The 18,225-nt window shown below is 71.6% G+C and carries 11 protein-coding genes; all 11 read right to left on the reverse strand.

Annotation, left to right across the window (positions count from 1 at the left end; all coding sequences use genetic code 11):
- Positions 1 to 41: 41 nt before the first annotated feature.
- The 11 genes from OCJ37_RS17105 to OCJ37_RS17155 all read right to left on the reverse strand — a co-directional run bounded on the left by OCJ37_RS17105 (position 42) and on the right by OCJ37_RS17155 (position 18,055).
- Positions 42 to 4,541 carry a cellulose synthase subunit BcsC-related outer membrane protein gene (locus OCJ37_RS17105; RefSeq protein ID WP_263110890.1) on the reverse strand — a complete coding sequence of 1,500 codons (4,500 nt, stop codon included), beginning with the start codon at positions 4,539 to 4,541 and terminating at the stop codon, positions 42 to 44.
- Complete coding sequence (gene bcsZ, locus OCJ37_RS17110; protein ID WP_263110891.1) at positions 4,529 to 5,689, reverse strand: cellulose synthase complex periplasmic endoglucanase BcsZ; 1,161 nt, start codon at positions 5,687 to 5,689, stop codon at positions 4,529 to 4,531. Before bcsZ ends, OCJ37_RS17105 begins: the two co-directional genes overlap by 13 nt.
- Positions 5,686 to 7,980: a cellulose biosynthesis cyclic di-GMP-binding regulatory protein BcsB gene (bcsB, locus tag OCJ37_RS17115; protein ID WP_263110892.1), complete on the reverse strand. Its 2,295-nt coding sequence runs from the start codon at positions 7,978 to 7,980 to the stop codon at positions 5,686 to 5,688. Before bcsB ends, bcsZ begins: the two co-directional genes overlap by 4 nt.
- 41 nt (positions 7,981 to 8,021) lie before the next feature.
- Entirely contained in the window at positions 8,022 to 10,175 is a 2,154-nt protein-coding gene (bcsA, locus tag OCJ37_RS17120; protein ID WP_263110893.1) for a UDP-forming cellulose synthase catalytic subunit, read from the reverse strand.
- Between the two features lie 96 nt (positions 10,176 to 10,271).
- The gene (locus OCJ37_RS17125; protein WP_263110894.1) at positions 10,272 to 10,691 is read right to left on the reverse strand and encodes a hypothetical protein; all 420 of its coding nucleotides are present in this window, start codon (positions 10,689 to 10,691) and stop codon (positions 10,272 to 10,274) included.
- Positions 10,692 to 10,741: 50 nt separating this feature from the next.
- Positions 10,742 to 11,200 carry a cellulose biosynthesis protein BcsD gene (locus OCJ37_RS17130; protein ID WP_263110895.1) on the reverse strand — a complete coding sequence of 153 codons (459 nt, stop codon included), beginning with the start codon at positions 11,198 to 11,200 and terminating at the stop codon, positions 10,742 to 10,744.
- Positions 11,201 to 11,414: 214 nt separating this feature from the next.
- Entirely contained in the window at positions 11,415 to 12,599 is a 1,185-nt protein-coding gene (gene pncB, locus OCJ37_RS17135; protein ID WP_263110896.1) for a nicotinate phosphoribosyltransferase, read from the reverse strand.
- A 111-nt stretch (positions 12,600 to 12,710) separates the two neighbouring features.
- Entirely contained in the window at positions 12,711 to 13,706 is a 996-nt protein-coding gene (locus tag OCJ37_RS17140; RefSeq protein WP_263110897.1) for a glycoside hydrolase family 113, read from the reverse strand.
- Positions 13,688 to 15,202, reverse strand: coding sequence for a hypothetical protein (locus OCJ37_RS17145; protein ID WP_263110898.1), 1,515 nt, complete (start codon positions 15,200 to 15,202; stop codon positions 13,688 to 13,690). Before OCJ37_RS17145 ends, OCJ37_RS17140 begins: the two co-directional genes overlap by 19 nt.
- Positions 15,150 to 17,039, reverse strand: a complete 1,890-nt coding sequence (locus OCJ37_RS17150; protein WP_263113725.1) for a glycosyltransferase family 2 protein — start codon at positions 17,037 to 17,039, stop codon at positions 15,150 to 15,152. Before OCJ37_RS17150 ends, OCJ37_RS17145 begins: the two co-directional genes overlap by 53 nt.
- A 47-nt stretch (positions 17,040 to 17,086) precedes the next feature.
- Positions 17,087 to 18,055 carry a hypothetical protein gene (locus OCJ37_RS17155; RefSeq protein WP_263110899.1) on the reverse strand — a complete coding sequence of 323 codons (969 nt, stop codon included), beginning with the start codon at positions 18,053 to 18,055 and terminating at the stop codon, positions 17,087 to 17,089.
- Between the last annotated feature and the right edge of the window lie 170 nt (positions 18,056 to 18,225).

Below are 18,225 nucleotides of genomic sequence, written 5' to 3' on the forward strand. Positions count from 1 at the left end.
GTGCCCCAGCCCCCAAGCGCAAGCGCCTGCACAGCCCCGCCCTACTCCCCCGCGTACGGCGAGGCCAGCACCTGCGGGCGGCGGCCGAGGCCGGCGCCGAGGCGGTCGAGCACGAAGCGCACGTAGACGTTGGTGCTGAACTGGTTGTAGTCGCGGGCATTGTTGAAGATCAGCCGCCCGCCCAGGAACAGTTGCGGCGCCAGCTGCCATTCGGCTGCGCCGGCGATGTTGTAGGACACGCCGGTCTTGCTCTGCCCGGCGTAGACCGGCGCGGTGTAGGTGTCGACCAGGCCGAGCAGCGCGGCCAGCGAGGCGGCGTCGTAGGCGGCCTGCTGCATCTGCGCGCTGGTCGGGAAGTAGGGGCTGTCGTCGCTGCGGAAATGCTGCACGCCGACGCTGGCGTCCACGCTCCAGTTGACCTTGCGCCCGGACGAACGCCCGCTCCAGTGCACCGGGAAGCCGAGGTCGACGTAGTCCTGCGGGCTGAAGTAGCCGCCCTGGCCGTAGGTGTAGCCGCTGAGGTTCTTGTCGTACTGCATCGCGGTCAGGTTGAGGCCGGCGGTCAGCGACTGGTTCTCGGTCTCCAGCGCGTGCACGTACACACCCAGGTCCACCTGGCGGTGGTCGTTGTCGGCGACGTTGCGCCCGACCAGGCGGTCGGCGGTGAGGTTGGCGTAACCGCCGAGCAGGCCGTTGTCGAGCGTGGCCGACAGGCGCACGCCGTTGCTGGTCACGCCGCCCCAGCCGAGCCCGGCGCGGCCGTCGTCGACGCCGGCGAAGGACAGCAGGCTGTCGCTGACCGCGCGCCGGAACACCTGCCCCGAATAGGTCAGGGTGTCGCCGATCTGGCCGCGGTAGCCGGCGCCGCCGACGATGCGCTGTTCGGGGAAACCGACCGGGGTGCTGCCGAGGTCGGCGGCGAAACCGCCGTTCCGGTACTTCACCGCGACGCCGACGCCGCTGGCGTCCTGGTCCAGGCGCCGCGCGCCGGCGCCGTTGGCGGCCATCGTGTACAGCGCCTGGCTGAAGCCGGCCGGGGTCAGGCTGGCCGCGGTGGTGTTGGCGGCCAGCGCGCGGAAGCGCGCCACGTCGGCCGCGCTCAGGTCGGCGCTGCGCGAGGCGTCGCCGAGGATGGCGCTGGCCAGGGTACCGATCGACACGTCCGCGGCGACGTTGCCGAGCAGGAACGCCGACAGCGGTTCGGCATACAGCGCCTGCAGCGCCGCGGCCTCGCGCTGCGCGTTGGTCAAGGTGGCGTCGGTGTCGTTGTACAACGCGTTGTACAGGCCGGTGTTCACCGCGTAGGCGCGCAATGCGTTGCGGGTGGCGTTGCTGTCGCCTTCGGTGAGCAGCAGCTGGTACAGGTCGCTGCCGATCAACGCGTCGATCGGCGTGCGGTCGGCGGCCAGCGCATCGCCCAGCGCCGCGTTCGAGCCGGCGCCGAAGCGGCTGGCGGTGGAATAGGCGGTGTCGAGCGTGCCGGCGTCGAGCAGGGTCGGGGTGACGTCGACGCTGAGCTTGCCCTCGCCGACCGCGAACTCGCCGTGCAGCGGCACTTCCAGGTCGTTCAACTTGCCCAGCCCGGCCTCGCCGTCGCGCGCGCGGTACAGGGCGCCGGCGGCCAGGCTGTCGCTGTTCTCCGCCTGCACTTCGCGCAGTTCGTCGAGCACGCTGCCGCTGCGCGCCGGCGCGGCCTGCGCCTGGCGCGCGGCGCCGGTCGCCACAACGCGGTCGTCGGGAGCGTAGGCCGGGGCCAGGCGCGCGGCCGGTGCGCGCTGGCCCGGCACCGGCAGCGCCGCCAACTGCACGGCCGCGGCGCTGGCGCTGGCCGGCGGCGGCAGGTCGTCGCCGGGATAGGCGGATGCGGAGGCGCTACCGCCCGCCGCCAGCGCGGCCGGCGACGCGGCGCGTGCGTCGGTGGCGTAGGACGGCGCGGAATAGGCGCCGCCGAGACTGTCGGAGACCACCGCCGCGCTGCGCGGCATGCGTCCGCTCATGCCGGCGAACGGATTCAGCGGACGCCCGGCGCCGGCGGAGGACGCCGGACCGTTGGCGGCCGGCAGGCCGTTGTCGTACTGCCCGGCCTCGCGCGCCTGCGCCGCCAGCGCGGCGCGGAAATAGGTTTCGGCCTTGCGGTTCTTGCCGGCGCTGCGGTACACGCGGCCGGCCGCGCTCAGCACCGCCGGCGAATCCGGCGCCTGCGCCAGCGCGCGCTGCAGGTAGTCCTCGGCGCTGTCCAGGTCGCGCAGCGCGGCGGCGGTGTTGGCCGCGGCGATCAGCGTGTCCAGGTCGTTGGGCGATTGCTGCAGCTGCTGCTGGTACAGCACCAGCGCCTGGCGCTGGTCGCCGGCGCCGGCGTACAGCCGCGCCAGTGCGGCCACCGCCTTCGGGTCCTGGGTCTGTTGCGCCAGCAGCGGCGCCAGCGCGTCGTACGCCGCTTCCAGGTTGCCCAGCTCGCGCAGCGCGTCCACTTGGCGCAGCGTGTAGCCGCTGCGCAGCGCCTGGTAGCGGCGCTGCTGCTCGGCGCTCATGTCGGTGTCGCGCAACTGGCGCAGGGTGGCGGCCAGTTCGGCATCCTGCTGCGCGCGCAGCAGCACGCTGGCGTACTGCAGCCGCGCCTCGGTGTTGGGATTCTGCGCGACCAGGCGCTGCGCCAGGGTCAGCGCGCGCGGGTTGCTGCCGATGTCGGCATAGGCGCCGGCCATCGACGCCAGCAGCGCCGGCTGCTCCAGCGCGCCGCCGAGCGCGGCCTCGGTGCGCGCCAGCAGCAACTGCGCTTCGCCGGCGCGGCCCTGCTGTTGCAGCAGCCGCGCCTGCGCGGCCTGCTGCTCGACCCAGGCGGTGTTGCGCAGCGCACTCATCTCTGCGGTGCGCGCCGCGGTCGGGATGCGTTCCAGGCTGGCGTAGGCGCTGGCCCAGTCGCCGCGCTCCTGTGCCAGCAGCGCGTTGGCGTACAGCGCCTCGGGCATGTCGCCGTGCACCGCGAGCAGGCCGTCCATCACGCTGCGCGCCTGGTCCGGGCGCCCGGCCTGCTGGTACAGCCGGGCCAGGTCCAGCCGCACCCACGGATCGCCGGGGCGCTCGACCATCGCCGCTTCCAGTTCGCTCTGCGCGGTGACGGTGTCGCCGGCCTCCAGCGCCTGCTTGGCGCGGGCGCGCTGCACGTTGGAACGCAGCGCGGCTTCGCCGCCGGCCTTCTCGCGCTGCGCCGGGCTGAGCCGGGCGAACAGCGCACTGGCCTCCTCGGCGCGGCCCTGGCGGCTGTACAGGCCGATCAGGCCCTGCAGCGCGCCGGCGTCGTCGGCGCTCAGCGCCAGCGCCTGGCGGTAGCTGCGTTCGGCCGCGGCGGCGTCGCTGGCCGCCTGCAGGTCGCCGAGCAGCACGTGGCCGGCGGCTTCGCCGGGTTGCAGCTTCAGCGCCTGCTGGGCCAGGCGCAGCGCGTCGTCGCTGTCGCCGCGGCCGCGTGCGGCCTGCGCCTGTTGCAGCTGCAGCCAGTAGCGCGCGCTGTCCAGCGCCGACCGCCACTTGCCGTTGCCGGCCGCGGCCGGGCGCAGCAGCTCCTGCGCCTCGCCGAAGCGCTGCTGGCGCAGGCGGATCGAGCCCAGGCCGCCGAGCGCGTCGGCATCGCGCGGACGCGCGCGCAGCACCTGGGTGAAGCGCTGCTCGGCCACGGCGAGGTTGCCGGCGTTGAGCGCCTTGAACGCCTCGCCGAGCTGCTCGCCGGCCGGGTCGGCGGCCTGCGCGGCGCGCTGCTGGCGCAGTTGCGCGGCCTTGTTGGCCACTTCGGCATCGTTCGGGTTGGCCGCCAGGAACGCCTGGTACAGCGGCGCATCGGCGCTGCCGGCATTGAGCCACAGCAGCGCCTGGCGCCAGGCCGCGCGCGCCGGACCGCCGACGTCGGCACGCTTGCTCATCGCGCCGAGCTGGGCGATGCCTTCGCGCCGCGACGGTTCGCGGTAGGTCAGCACCTGCGCCAGCGCCAGCGCCGCGGCGCTGTTGCTGGGCTGCGCGGCGGCCAGCCGGCGCAGGCCGTCGCGCGCGCCTTCCCAGCCCTGCGGGGTGCCGGCCAGGGCCTGGTAGTACTCCAGCGCCAGGTGCTCCGGCGGCGCCTTGCCGGCGAACAGCGCCTGGTATTCGCGCACGGCGTCCACGTAGCGTCCGGCCGCGGCGGCGCGGCGCGCGTTGCGCAGGTTGAGGCTCTCGCCGGTGCCGCCGATCGCCTGGCTCAGGCGCTGGGTCTGCGGCGCCTGCGGATGCGCCTTCTGCAACTGCTGCAGGCGCTTGCGCGCCTCGCCCTGGCGGCCTTGCGCCAGGTCGATCTGGGCCAGGCCGAGCAGCGCGTCGGGCTGGTTCGGGTCGGCCCGCAGCAGCTTGCGCCAGGTGTCGGCGGCGAGGTCGTCGCGGCCCTGGTCGTGCCAGTAGTTGCCCTGGCTGACCAGTTGCTGGGTGGCGTTGCCGGACTGCGCGTGCGCGGTGCCGGCGAGCAGGCACAGGTCGATCATGCCGGCCAGGTACAGGGGCTTGAGGGTCATGCGGAACATTGGGTTCTCCAGGCGGGCTGCAGCAGGCCGTCTGCGGAAAAGCGATAGCGGTTGTCGAGCCAGCCGCGGCCGAACAGGATCAGCACCCGATCGTAATAGGGAAGCCTGGCCGCGGCGGCGTCGCCGGGCGCGGGAATCTGTTGCGCCTGCGCCTTCAGCAGCGCCGGCTCGCGCAGCGCGCTCAGGTACGGCAGCAGCGCGGCGGCGAAGCCGGCCGGCGCGGTGCCGCTGCCCACGCCCAGGCGGGTGTCGACCTTCTCGCTGAACTGGCCTTGCGCCTGCAGTTGCCGCAACGGCCCGGACAGGTCGGCGAGCAACGCCTTGCGCAGCGGCTCGCCGGCGTCGAGCATGCCGGCCCACAGGTACACGCGGATCGCGTCGTAGCTGCCCAGCGCGCCCTTGTCCGGATCGGCGACGAACGCGCGGCCGTCCCAGGCGATCCAGTCCGGGGCGAAGCCGACCGGCGCGCTGTCGCGCAGCAGGCGCGCGCTGCGCTGCGCCAGCCCGGCCCACGGGCCCTTCGGATCGGCGGCGGCGAAACGGCGCAGCAACTGGATCGGCAGGTAGCTGGGATTGAGCGTCCAGCGCTGCGGCTTGACGAAGCCCTGCAGCGCCGGCAGCAGCATGCCGCCGAAGCCGGGCAGCTCGGCCAGTTCGTGGCGCCGCACCAGCGCCAGCATCTGCATGCCGGCCTGGGTGTAGCCGGGGCGCTTCCACAGGCGCCCGGCTTCCAGCAGGGTGTAGGCGATCCACAGGTCGGCATCGCTGGCGGTGTTGGCGTCGAGCACGCGCCAGCTGGCGTCGCCGGCGCGGCCCCACAGCCAGGCCGGCAGCACCTGCTGCGGGCGGCCGCCGCTGAGGTTGTGCCGGGTCCAGCCGAGCAGCCGTTCGAACAGCACCTGGTCGTTGGCCACCAGCGCGAAGAACAGCGCATAGGACTGGCCTTCGGAGGTGCTGCGCTGGTCGGCGTTGCTGAAATCGATCACCCGCCCGCCGTCGTCGATGTGCTTGTCGACGAAGCTCGCCCACTCGCGCCACGGCGCGCACGCCGCCGCGGCGACGGCCTGCGCCGGCGGCAGCAGCGCGGCCGCGCCCGCGGCGAGCGCGCCGCCGAGCAGACGGCGGCGCTGTCGCGCGTGCGGGGTCATTGCCCTTCCCGCAACCGTTGCGCCGAGTGCCGGCGCAGCACCACGCGCGCGGCCAGCGCCAGCAGCAGGCTCAGCAGCACCACCGCCAGGCCCAGCAGCAGCGGATGCTGCGAGAAGTACCAGCGCGCCCAGGTCGGCAGCGGCAGGTGGCCGACGTAGTAGGTCTGGTTGCCGGCCAGGCTGCGGATCTTGCCCTGCTGCAACAGCACCACGCTGCCCTGGAAATCCTTCAGCGTGGCCGGCTCGAACCAGGCCTCGAACAGCTCGCCGACGCTGGCCGGGTCCTCGGCCAGCAGCGCGACCACGCTGCGCCCTTGCTTGAGCGGCGATTCGAAGCCCATCAGCACCACGTCGCCCGGGGCCGGCTTCACCGCCACCTCGGCGGTGGTCGGCAGGTCGGTGCGGCGCGCGTCGAAGGACAGGAAGCCGGGCAGCTTGTCCATCACCCAGTCGCTCATCGAGAAGCGCCGGCCGCTGGCGCCGTCGCCGATCGGCAGGTGCTCGCTCCAGCGCTGGAACAGCGGCTGCGAGCGCGAGGACCCGAACACCAGCAGGTCGCTGTCGGCGTGCTGGTCCACCTCGCCGGCATGGATCAGCGTGGCGCGCAGCGCCGGGTAGCCGGTGGACGCGCCGAGCTTGCCGAGCAGGGTCAGCAGGTTGGCCACGTCCTGGTCGCTGGCCTCGTCGGGCACCACGATGGTGGATTCGGACAGGTCGGCCAGGCGCGTGAACGGGTAGCCGGCATTGCCGAACGCGGCCAGGTTCGGCATCGCCATGTAGTGGTGGAACGAACTCAGGTCCACGCTCGAATCGGCGTCGATCGCGCCGGACACGTCGGGGAAGGTGTTCTTGCACGCCTCGGCCTGCGGCCGGTCGAAGAAGAAGTGGAAGCGCAGCTGGCTGTTGGCCGAGAACGGGCCGGTCGGCAGCAGCAGCTTCTGCTCCACCGGCATCGCGCCCTTGGCCTTGAGGTCGTGCCACCACTGCAGCGGCAGCGATTCGGCGTACGCGCGCCCGCTCAGCGGCAGCGTGGTGACGAAGGCGTCGTTGATGCTGACGTTGAGCGCGGACTTGTTCTGCGCGTCCGGCACCGTGTAGCGGTAGCGCAGGTTGACCGGGATGCCGTCGCGCTGCCACACGAACAGGTCCGGCGGCAGCTGCAGGCCGACCCGGATCAGGTCCGGGTGGTAGCCGCTGACGTTGAGCTGCGCGGTCTGCGCGACCAGCTCGGCGAAGCGCACCGGGCCGTCGCTGGAGATCCAGTTCGGCGCGTCGTAGGGCTTGCGCGGCTGCGCCTGCTTCAGCTCGCCGATCCTGGCCACGGCGCCGTTGAACGGCGTGCCCAGCGCCAGCGCGGTGGCCGCCTGCTGCAGGTCGGCGTCGTTGCGGCCGAGCACCAGCAGCAGCTTGCCGGCCGGATCGCGCGGATTGGTCAGCACCGCCAGGGTCGGGCCGGCGATCTCGCCCAGGCCGTTCTCGGCGGTGACCAGCTCCGCCGGCAGCGTGTTCGCGGTGGCGAACAGCACCGCGTTGCCGGTGGCCGGCAGCTCACCGACGGAGACGTTGAACAGCGCGCCGCGGTAACCGGCCTGCGCGCCGAACCACGAGGACACGATGCCGGCGCTGCGCAGCGTGGCCAGGCCAGGACGCTGCAGGAACACGAACGGCAACTCCAGCCGGCGCGTGTCGCGCTTGTCGTAGAACGGCACCGGCAGCAGCGCCAGGTCGTTGGCCAGCACCAGCGGCGTGGTGCTCAGCGACAGCCGCGTGGCCGGGTCGATGTTCGCCCACAGGCTGGTGTGGTCGGGGTCCTCGCATTCGCGGGTGTAGTGCCCGATCAGCTGCAGGTTGAGCTGGTTGTAGTCGCTGACCAGGCGCGGATCGATCGGCACCTCGGTCTGCTGCAGCTTGCCGGCGTTCTCGCGGCTCACCGGCAGGGTCGCCACGGTGACGCCGTTGACGGTGACCTTCAGGTGCGACAGTTCCGGCAGCAGCGCCGGCGAGTAGCTGTAGCGCAGGTGCAGCGTCGCCGCCTCCACCACTTCGTCGGTGCGCGTGCTGAAGGCCACGCCGGCGTTGCCCTGGATGCCGCGCAGGGTGACTTCGTAGTCCATGCCGAGCTGTTTCAGCGTCGCCGACCGCTCCTGCACGCCCAGCGTCGGCGCGGCCGGCGCCGGCGCGCCGGTGTCGGCGGGCGCTGCCGGCGCAGCGGCCGGCAACGTCGGCGCCTGCGCCAGCGCCAGGCCGGACAGGAAGGTGAGGCAGCACGCGGCCAGGGCAGGTAGACGCATCGAGGGCAACCGGGGAAAAGAGGAAAGAAGAGACGGGCGGCTCACGGCGCGGATTCCTCGCCGGCCGGGCGCGCCGGGCGGAAGCCGCCGCGCACGCTGTCGCCGATGTGCTGGCCCAGGCGCTTGAAGCCGCGCATGCTCGCCGCGAACACCTGGCCCATCGACTTCCAGAAGTGGTCGCGGTCGTGGCGGCCCCACTGCGACACCCAGATGTCGGCGCGGGCGAACGTGCAGGCGACCAGCCAGCGCTCCTGCTCGATCGACATGGCACGGAACTGCACGCTGACATGCCCGTCGCGGTCGTGGCGCACGATCGCCGGCAGGCGCTTTTCGACATTGCGGTGCGACAGGCCCACGTCGACCAGCGTCTCCGGTTCCACCGGCGCGGTTTCGACCAGCTTCAAGGCCATGCCGCCGGTGGAGAAGTTGGCGGTGCGGCAGGCCAGCTGCTGGCCGTCGGGCAGGTACAGCGTGGCCGGGATGTCCAGCGGCACGCGGTGCGAGCGGCGCACCTGGCGCATCTCGCTGGCGGTGGCGATGGTGGCGCCGAGCAGCAGCACGTTGTAGACGGTCCACACCAGGTTGAACCAGATCGTCTGCGCCTCGCCGGTGGCGTCGGTGTAGATCAGGCGCATCGCCCCGGCGGCCAGGCCGGCCAGGTTCAGCACCAGCAGGAACAGGTAGGGCTTAGCGATCTGCCGGTCGAAATAGCTGCGCGTGACCAGGCCGCCCTTGGGGGTGACGTTGAACTTGCCGAGCTTGGGATTGAACAGCGCCACCAGCGTCGGGCGCAGGATGTACCAGGCCAGCGTGGTCTCGTAGACCTCGTTCCACAGCAGGTGGCGGAACTTGCCCTGGGTGCGCAGGTTGGTCAGGTTGGCCTGCAGGATGTGCGGCAGCGCGTAGGCCAGAATCATCAGCGCCGAGGCGTGGATCACGTGCGCGCCGAAGAACAGGAACGCCAGCGGCGCGGTCAGGTAGATGATGCGCGGCAGCCCGTAGAAGAAATGCAGCATCGCGTTGGCGTAGCACAGCCGCTGCGACAGGCGCAGGCCCTTGCCGAACAGCGGGTTGTCCAGCCGCGCGATCTGCGCCATGCCGCGCGCCCAGCGGATGCGCTGGGCGACGTGGCCGGACAGGCTCTCGGTGGCCAGGCCGGCGGCCTGCGGCACGGTGATGTAGGCGCTGCGGTAGCCGCGCCGGTGCAGCTTCAGCGCGGTGTGCGCGTCCTCGGTGACCGTCTCCACCGCCACCCCGCCCACCTCCTCCAGCGGCTTGCGCTTGATCACCGCGCACGAGCCGCAGAAGAACGTGGCGTCCCACTGGTCGTTGCCGTCCTGCAGCAGGCCGTAGAACAGCTCGCCCTCGTTGGGCACCTTGCCGTGGTTGCCGAGGTTGCGCTCGAACGGATCGGCCGAGAAGAAGTAGTGCGGCATCTGCACCACCGCCAGCATGCGGTCGCGCAGGAACCAGCCCATCGCCACCTGCAGGAACGAGCGGGTCGGGATGTGGTCGCAATCGAAGATCGCCACGTATTCGCCGCTGGACTTCTTCAGCGCGGCGTTGATGTTGCCGGCCTTGGCGTGGAAGTTGTTGGTGCGGGTGAGGTAGTGGATGCCGGCCTGCGCGCAGAACGCGCGGAACTCCTCGCGGCGGCCGTCGTCGAGCAGGTAGATGTTGAGCTTGTCCGCCGGCCAGTCCATCACGCTGGCGGCCAGGATGGTGGAGCGCACCACCGACAGCGGCTCGTTGTAGGTGGGAATGAACAGGTCCACCGTCGGCCATTCGGCCTGGTCGGCGGGCAACGGCACCGGGCGCCGGTTCAGCGGCCACAGCACCTGGAAATAGCCCAGCACCAGGATGGTGAAGGCATACACCTCGGCCAGCAGCAGGCCCAGGCCCAGGCTGAGATCGACCGCGCTGCTCACCCCCACGGTCTGGGTGATGCGCCACCAGATGTAGCGCGAGGACACCGCCAGCGACAGCGCCATCATGACCAGCACGGCGAGCCGGCTGCCGCTGCGGCGCAGCAGCATCGCCGCGGCGAACACCACCAGCGAGAACAGCAGTTGTTGCGGCACGTCCATCGGGATGGCGACCACGAACACCAACAACAAGGCGCCCAGCGCCCACAGCGACCAGGTGGCCAGCGTGTGCATGGGTTGACCGGTACGCGATGCGGGCGCAGCGCTCATCAGCGATTCCTAGCGAGGGAGGCGACGCGCCGCGCGCTTTCCCCTTCGCGCGACGCCAGGACTAACGATACGCGGCGCCAGCGGCGCGCGCACGCGTCAGCGGATCTGGAACCGCTTGAGCGGGCTGTCGGGCGTCGGCACGCGATCGCGGCCGGTGTCGAGCAGGCGCTGGAACAGATGCGTGAGCGGCGTGGCCACGCTGGCCGACGCTGGCGGCGCGACTTCCTGCACCGCCGCGGTGGCCGGCTCGGCCGCCGGCCTGGCCGCGGACAGCGCCACCACCGGGTTGGACTCGGCCGGCGCACGCACCACCGACAGCGTCGGCACGGAGGCCGGCGCAAGCTGCGGCAGCGGTTCGGCGAGAGGCGGCGCCTCGGCGGCCACCGGCTCCGGCGCGCTCAGCCGCGCCCCGGAAAAATCCTGGTAGGCGCTGGCGCCCTGGCTGCCGAGCTTGGCGAACAGGCTGGAAATGTCGTCGGCCGCATCGGCGACGGCGTGGTCGGTCTGCTTGGACATCGATCACCCCCTAAGATGATTTTTGCAACTGGTGAAATCGAGTACCCACGTCAGGCCACCCGGCACAGCACGAAACGGCGCACGTCCTCGTCGGCCACCGGCACCGCGCGGATCCCCAGACCCGCCAACATGCCGGCCTGCTCGAACCAGGCGTGGTACACCCCTTCCAGGAACCCATCGGCCCCGGCCGTCTCCCCGGCCAGGGCGATCTGCAACGGCGAGCCGACGTGGTGCAGGTCGACCCGGTCGGCCTGCTCCTCGAAACGCACGTAGCCCCACTCGGCCCGCTCCCAGACCCGGTTGGCCGCGGCCTGGAGCTCCTCCAGCGTCGCGCAGGCGCCGAGCGGGTGTTCGGCGGCGAACCGGCGGCCGATCCGCGCCATCAGCAGCGCCATGTCCTCGGCCGCCAGCTCCGCCGCGAACTCCTGCGCCAACGCACGCAGGAAGCCGCGCCACTGCCGCGAGCAGGCCTGGGTACGGAAATGCGTCTGGGGCTCGGAAGAGCTCATCGGATGCGGCCTGCGTTGGAAAAATGGCACGGCGGATGCCGCACGAGGGTACTCAGCAAGCTTGATGCCAATATGGCCGACCCTGCCACCAACGCGACACGTATCTCACTTTCCCAGCCCATCATAGCCAAATGCTGCACCACAGCAAAGTGGCTGCCGGCGCGACTCGCGTCCTCGTTTCGCGGTCCCAGGCCCGACAGCGGCCGTCCACGTCTCAGTCCTGACGATCGGCCGCCACGTCAAAGACTTGGCGCAGATAGGCCAGGTAGGCCGGGTCGTCGCACAGGGTCTTGCCCGGCGAATCGCTGAGCTTGGCCACCGGCTGGCCGTTGCAGCGGACCATCTTGATCACGATCTGCAGCGGCGCCGGCCCCAGGTCGTTGGTCAGGTGCGTGCCGACGCCGAAGGCGAGCATGCAGCGATCGCGGAAATGCGCGTACAGCCGCATCACCTTGTCGATGTCCAGGCCGTCGCTGAACACCAGGGTCTTGCTGCGCGGGTCCACCCGGTGCTGCTGCAGGTGCGCCAGCACGCGCTCGCCCCATTCGAACGGGTCGCCGGAATCGTGGCGCATGCCGTCGAACAGCTTGCAGAAATACAGGTCGAAGTCGCGCAGGAACGCCTCCAGCCCGACCACGTCGGACAGGGCGATGCCCAGGTCGCCGCGGTACTCGCGCGCCCACGACTCCAGCGCGGCCGCCTGCGAATCGCGCAGCCGCGGGCCCAGCGCCTGGAACGCCTGCAGGTATTCGTGGGCCATCGTGCCCAGCGGGGTCAGCCCGTAGCGCCAGGCGAAGTACACGTTGCTGGTGCCGACGAACTGCGCGCCCAGGGTCTGCTGCAGCACCGGCAGCAGCTCGCCGTGCCAGGCCCGCGAATAGCGGCGGCGGGTGCCGTAGTCGGCGATCGCGCAACCGCCGTAGCCGCCGCTGTCGCGCAGCAGCGCGATCTTGGCCTGCAGCCGGCGCAGGCCCTCGGCATGGTCGTCGCCGCCGGTGTTGCGGAACCAGACCTCGTTGATGATCGCCAGCAGCGGCACCTCGAACAGGATGGTGTGCAGCCACGGCCCGCGGATGCGCAGCTCGATCTCGCCCGGCACCGTGGCCGAGGCGTGCAGCTGCAGGTACTTGCGGTCCAGGTGGAACAGCGCCAGGAAATCGGCGAAGTCGGGCTTGATGAAACGCAGGCCGCGCAGGTAGTCCAGCTCCTCGGCGCGGAAGCGCAGCGCGCACAGCGCGTCGATCTCGGCCGAGATCTGCTCCAGGAACTGCGCCAGGTCGATGCCCGGTGTGCGGCACTTGAAGCGGTATTCCACCTGCGCGCCGGGATGCTGGTGCAGCACCGCCTGCATCATCGTGAACTTGTACAGGTCGGTGTCGAGCAGCGAATCGATGATCATCGCGGCATTATGCGCCACCGCGTCAGCGGCTCGCCCTCGTAGGAGCGGCTTCAGCCGCGACGGGCGCCACGGCGATGCCTGTCGTGGCTGAAGCGGCTCCCGCAGGAAGCGTCAGCGCGCGGCGCCACGCGCCAGCACCGCCTGCGCCGGCTTGTGCTGCACGGTGAAATCGCTGTCGTGCGCGCCGCCCGCGTCCGGATCGGTGTACCAGCACCACAGCGCGATGCCGGCGATGCGCCGTTCGCCGAGCACGCGCCGCCAGTCCTGCAGCACCTGCGCCTGCAAGGCGGTGTCCACCGCGGCGCTGCGCTGCTCGGGACTTTCCCAGGGCGCGGCCAGGCTGCCGCGCGCCGAGCGCAGCCCCAGTTCCGCCACCCACACCGGACGCCCGCTGCGCGCGCCTAGCGCCTGCACCCGCTCGGCCGCCGCGCGCATCTGCGCCAGCCGCTGCGCCGGCGACGACGACAGCGCCGGGTACAGGCTGGTGCCGACGAAGTCGAAGCGGTCCCAGTAGCCGAAGCGCTCGGCCTGTTCCAGGCCGTCGGCCACGTAGCCGAGCGGGCCGCGGTAGGCCTCGCGTACCGCCGCCACCAGCGCCGGCCACTGCGGCGCGTCCTGCAGGCCGCGCAATTCGGTGCCGACGATCAAGGCCTCTGCCCGCTCTTCGGCGGCGACCTGCGCCAGCTGCAGCAGCGCGCGCCGGTAGGCGGCGAACCAGGCCGCGCGATCGGCCGGCGCGGCGTCGCCGGCCCAATGGCCCGGGATCCACAGGTGCACCTTCAGCACCGGCTGCAGGCCGGCCGCGCGCATCTGCCGCAGCCCGGCGCGCACCTGTTCCACGCTGCTGTCGCTGCCCAGCACCGGATCGTCGGACTGCGGCGTGGCCTGCCAGACGAAGGCGACCAGCAGCGCGCGTTCGGCGCCGGCGGCAGCCAGCTGCCGCAGCGAGCGCTGCGCCGCGGCGCTACCCCACGGCGCCTGCGCCGACACCTTGACGTTGGCGCCCATCCACGGCGTAGATGCCGGCGCGGGCGTGGCCGCGCCGCAGCCGCACGCGCTCATCGCGAACAGCAGGCCGGCCAGCCATCTCACGGCAATCGACGCCATACCCGGTAGGTCCCTTGTCGGTAGACCAGACTGTAGCCCGGCAGGCCCTGCTGCCACAGCTGCGGCAGGCGCCGGTTGACGCCGTCCAGGGCACCGGCCCGGCTCGCCGGGTCGGCCACCACCACCTGCGCCGGCATCTGCCGCGGGTCGTCCAGCGCGCGCTTGTAGCGCGGGTCGAACGGCAGGACGAGGCCTTGCGCGTCGCCACGCGCCACGATCACCGCGTAGCCGGCGCGATCGTCGAGCAGGGTCGGCAGCCGCGCTTCGGCCAGCCAGGCGCCCAGCCGCGCTTCGTCCGGATGCCGCGGCGCCACCGGCGCGCGCAGCGCCGCGGCCCAGTCGCGGGTGGTCGAGGCCGCGGTTCGGGCGATGACCCAGCCGCTGGCGATCGCGCCGAGCAGCAGCAGCGCCAATGCCAGCCAACGCAGCTCGCGGCGCACGTCGCCCAGCACCAGCGCCGTCGGCACCACCATCAGCGCCAGGAAATCCAGCGGCTGCGCGCTGAAGCGCGCCCACGCCGCCAGCGTGCCGGCGCCGATCACGGTGACGGTCGCCACCAGCACGCAGCGCCAGGTGCTGGTCAGGCGCGTGCGCCGCACCAGCAACAGCAGCGGCGTGGTGACCAGGCCGGCCAACGCCAGGTACAGCGGCGGCCACCACGGCCGCGCCAGCGCCTGCTGCAGCCACGGCTGCAGCGCGGCCTGCGCATAGCTGCCGCGGAACGCCGAATGTTGATCGCGCACGAACAGCAGCGCGTCGCCGAAGAACAGGTAGTTCAGGTACATCCAGGTCGCGACCGCGAACAGGAACGGCAGGTAGCAGACCAGGTAGAACGACAGCGGCGCGCGCCGCAGCATGCCCTGCGGCGCGATCAGGCCCAGCCACGGCGCCATCGCCACGGCCAGGAAGCAGGCGCGCTCGTCGACGAAGAACAGCAGGCACAGGCCCAGCGCCAGGCGCAGGTAGGCGAAGGCTTCCGGATCGCCGCGCAGATGGCGCAGCGCGCGGCAGGTCAGGTAGAACACCAGCAGGCCCAGGCCCTGGTTGTTGCCCGACAGCGTCGGCCACAGGAAGAACGGCTGCAGCACCAGCGCCGCGCACAGGCCCCAGGCCCAGGCGCGGCCCAGGCCGGCGGCGAGATCGCGCCACAGCAGCGTCACCAGCGCCGCGCCGGCAAGCACGTCCGCCAGGTACGGCAGCAACGGCGTGGACAGCCCCGGCACGCTGCCGATCAACAGGCCCAGGTACAGCGAGGCCTGCGCGTAGAGGAAACCGAGATACTCGGTGCGGAAGCCGGCCGCGTCGCGCAACAGCAACAGCTTGGCGTACTGCGCCATCGCGTCGTCGCTCATGTAGCCGTGCGCGAGCAGCCGGTGGCACAGCAGCGCCAGCAGCGCGGCGGTGGCCACGAACACCGGCACGCCGCGGTAGCGGCGCGGCGTCTCAATCGTCGAGTGCGGCGCGGCGCTCTTCGGCCATGTGCTTGCTGATGCCATGGGTGGTCTTTTCCCAGTAGAACGGATTGCGGATGAGCTGCCAAAGCCCCTTGTAGGCGGCGATCGATTGCAGCAGCCAGTACAGCGGCACGGTCAGCGCGTACGGCGCAAGCCGGAAGTAGTCGCGCTTGAACGCGGCCACCAGTGTCATGTAGATCAGGAAGCCGTTGCCCAGCAGCAGGTTGAGCAGGCTCAGGTACAGCAGCGCGGGCGGGAACACCGGATCGAACGCGCGCGTGCCGGTCAGCGCCCAGACGCCGTAGACCAGCCACATCGGCGGCGCGATCAAGGCGGTGAAGAAGGTGCCGCCGACGAAGAACTGGAAGCCCCAGAAGCCGCGGAAACCGACCGAGCGGTACAGCTGCAGCGGATCGCGCATGTGCACCAGCCAGGTCTGCATGTAGCCCTTGAGCCAGCGCGAGCGCTGCCGGATCCAGTTGGGGACGCTGACGTTGGCTTCCTCGAACGTGGTCGAGTTGACCACGCTGACCCGGTAGCCCTGCTGGGTCAGGCGCACCCCCAGGTCGGCGTCCTCGGTGACGTTGTACGGGTCCCAGGCGTGGACCTTGCGCAGGATGTCCAGGCGGAAATGGTTGGAGGTGCCGCCCAGCGGGATCGGGATGCGCAGGGTTTCCAGCGCCGGCAGGTAGAAGTCGAACCACAGCGTGTATTCCAGCGTGAACATGCGCGTGAGCCAGTTCTCGTCGGCGTTGTAGTAGTTCAGCCGCGCCTGGATGCAGGCCACGTCGGCCGGCGACTTGCGGAACGCGGCGACCGCACGCTTGAGCTGGTCCGGCTCCGGCTTGTCCTCGGCGTCGTAGATGGTGAGCATCTGCCCGCGCGCGAACTGCAGCGCGTAGTTGCACGCCTTCGGCTTGGTCTTGGGCTGCGACGGCGGCACCCGGATGATCTCGAAGAACGCCTCCAGGCCCAGCGCCTTGGCCGCCTCGATGGTCTCGATGTCGTCGGCCTCCAGCACCAGCTTCACGTCCAGCTTGGAGGTCGGGTAGTCGAGCCGGCGCAAGGCGTTGGCAAGGATCGGCAGCACGTCCGGTTCCTTGTACATCGGCACCAGCACGGTGTAGACCGGCAGGTCCTCGTCGTCGAGCGCGGCCACTTCCGCATCGGTGACCTTGATGTCGATGCGGCGGCGCGCGCCCAGCCAGGCCAGCGTGAACTTGAGCAGGAACGTCGCCATGAAGGCGATACCGATCACGCCGTTGATCGCGACCAGCGTCGGCACCGGCCAGATCGCCAGCGCCAGCAGCAACAGCGCCGCCAGCGTGCACAGCGACCCCACCTGCCTGCGCGTGACCACCTGCTTGGCCGAATGCTCAGGCGCATGCTCGGCGAGCAGGTTCAGCGCGTCGTGGGTGAGCTGCGCATCGGCCTGCTGCTGCAGGCCCCACACGATGTCGAACTTGGAGGTGCCGACGAAGCGCACGTCCGCGCCGTACAGGTTGCGCGCCCAGGCGAAGGTCTCCGGGCCGGGGTCGGCCACCGCCAGCACCAGCCGGCCCTCTTCGCGGCGCCATGGCAGCACCAGGCGCTGCGCGTACTCGGCCAGCCGCTGCGGCTCGAACAGCGCCGGGTCGATCGGCTGCTGCATCAGGTTGACGAAGTTCAATCCGAAATGCGCGGACAGCACCGTATAGAAACGCAGCGCGGTGACCCCGCGCTGCGCCAGCACCACGTCGCCCAGGCGCGAACGCCAACGCGCCTGCAGCGCCAGCGCGTCCTGCAGCTGCGCCGCGTCGATGACCCCGGCCTCGACCAGCGCGGTGCCGATCGGGGTCTGCCAGCCGCGCGGCTCGGGCACGCTGCCGAGCGGGCCGATCGCGTCGCCAGTGGCGCTTGCCGCAGCGCCGTTCACCGCCGCCACCGCTAGAACCGCCACCAGGCGGCCACGAACGGGCCGCCGGCGCCGCCGGTGTTGCGCCCGGCCACCGGCTGCTGGTAGCCGAGCTGCACCTGGGTGCCGCCGGGCAGCGTGTGCAGCAGCGAGGCCTGCAGCTTGGTCAGGTCGTAGTTGTTGCCGCGGATCGGGGTGCCGGGCGCATAGACCGGATTGGGCCCGTTGCCGTTGCCCAGGCCCTGGATCACGTTGAGTTCGCCGATCAGCATCCAGCGCGGCGCCAATGCCAGGCCGCTGCTGATGTCCAGCCGCGCCTCGTCGGCGGAATCGCCGCCGCGCAGGCGCACCGCCGCGCCGAGGTCCACGTAGCCGTCGCGGCTGCCGGCCCGGTAGCCGCGGCCGACGCTGTAGCGCAGCTCGGCGCCGTAGTCGCCCTGCCCCAGCGCCGGGCGGTCGCGGTCGTCGGCGCCCTGCCGGCCGTAGCCGGGGAGCAGCGCCAGCACCTGCACCGCGCCCTGCCAGGGGCCGTCGCGGCCATCCGGGTCCAGGCGGTAGCGCAGGCCGATTTCCTGGTCGGCCCAGCCGGTCGTGTGCTGGTTGCCGTAGCCGCTGTCGTTGCGATAGCCGACCTTGCTGAAATAGAAGTTGCCGACCATGGTCAGGTCGGCGCTCAGCCCGTACTCGGCATAGAGGTTCAGCTGGTCCTGGCGGCTGCGCCCGGCATCGGGGAAATTCTGGCTCTGGCCGTGGCTGTTGTAGACCGCGCCGCCGTCGCTGTGGCTGGCCTTGAGGATCGCCAGCGCGGCGCCCTCGTCCTGTACCCAGGCGCCGGCGAAGCACGGTCCGGCCGTTACCGCGGCCAGGCCCAGGGCCAGTGCCGACAGCGCGCGTGCGCGCCGGCCCGGCCGCGGCCGCACGCAACCAGCATTCGCCATGGAAAGGGATGCCGCACATGCGTGCGACCACGAGCGCGCACGCTCGCCGTAGGGCTGGTTCATCGCTGTTGTTTCCTGGTGGGGGCCCCTGGAACAGGGAGCAGGAAACGATCCCGGTTCCGGAATCGCGACTGGAACGTAGCACCTTTTCTGCGTGCTTCACATCACGCAATAAATGAACTGCTCATCACGCATACAGCCTGAGGCGGCGCATGCACCAGCCTGGTGCTGCG

Origin of the sequence: Xanthomonas sp. AM6 (genome assembly GCF_025665335.1) — a bacterium.
In the GTDB taxonomy this organism is placed as follows: Bacteria; Pseudomonadota; Gammaproteobacteria; order Xanthomonadales; family Xanthomonadaceae; genus Xanthomonas_A.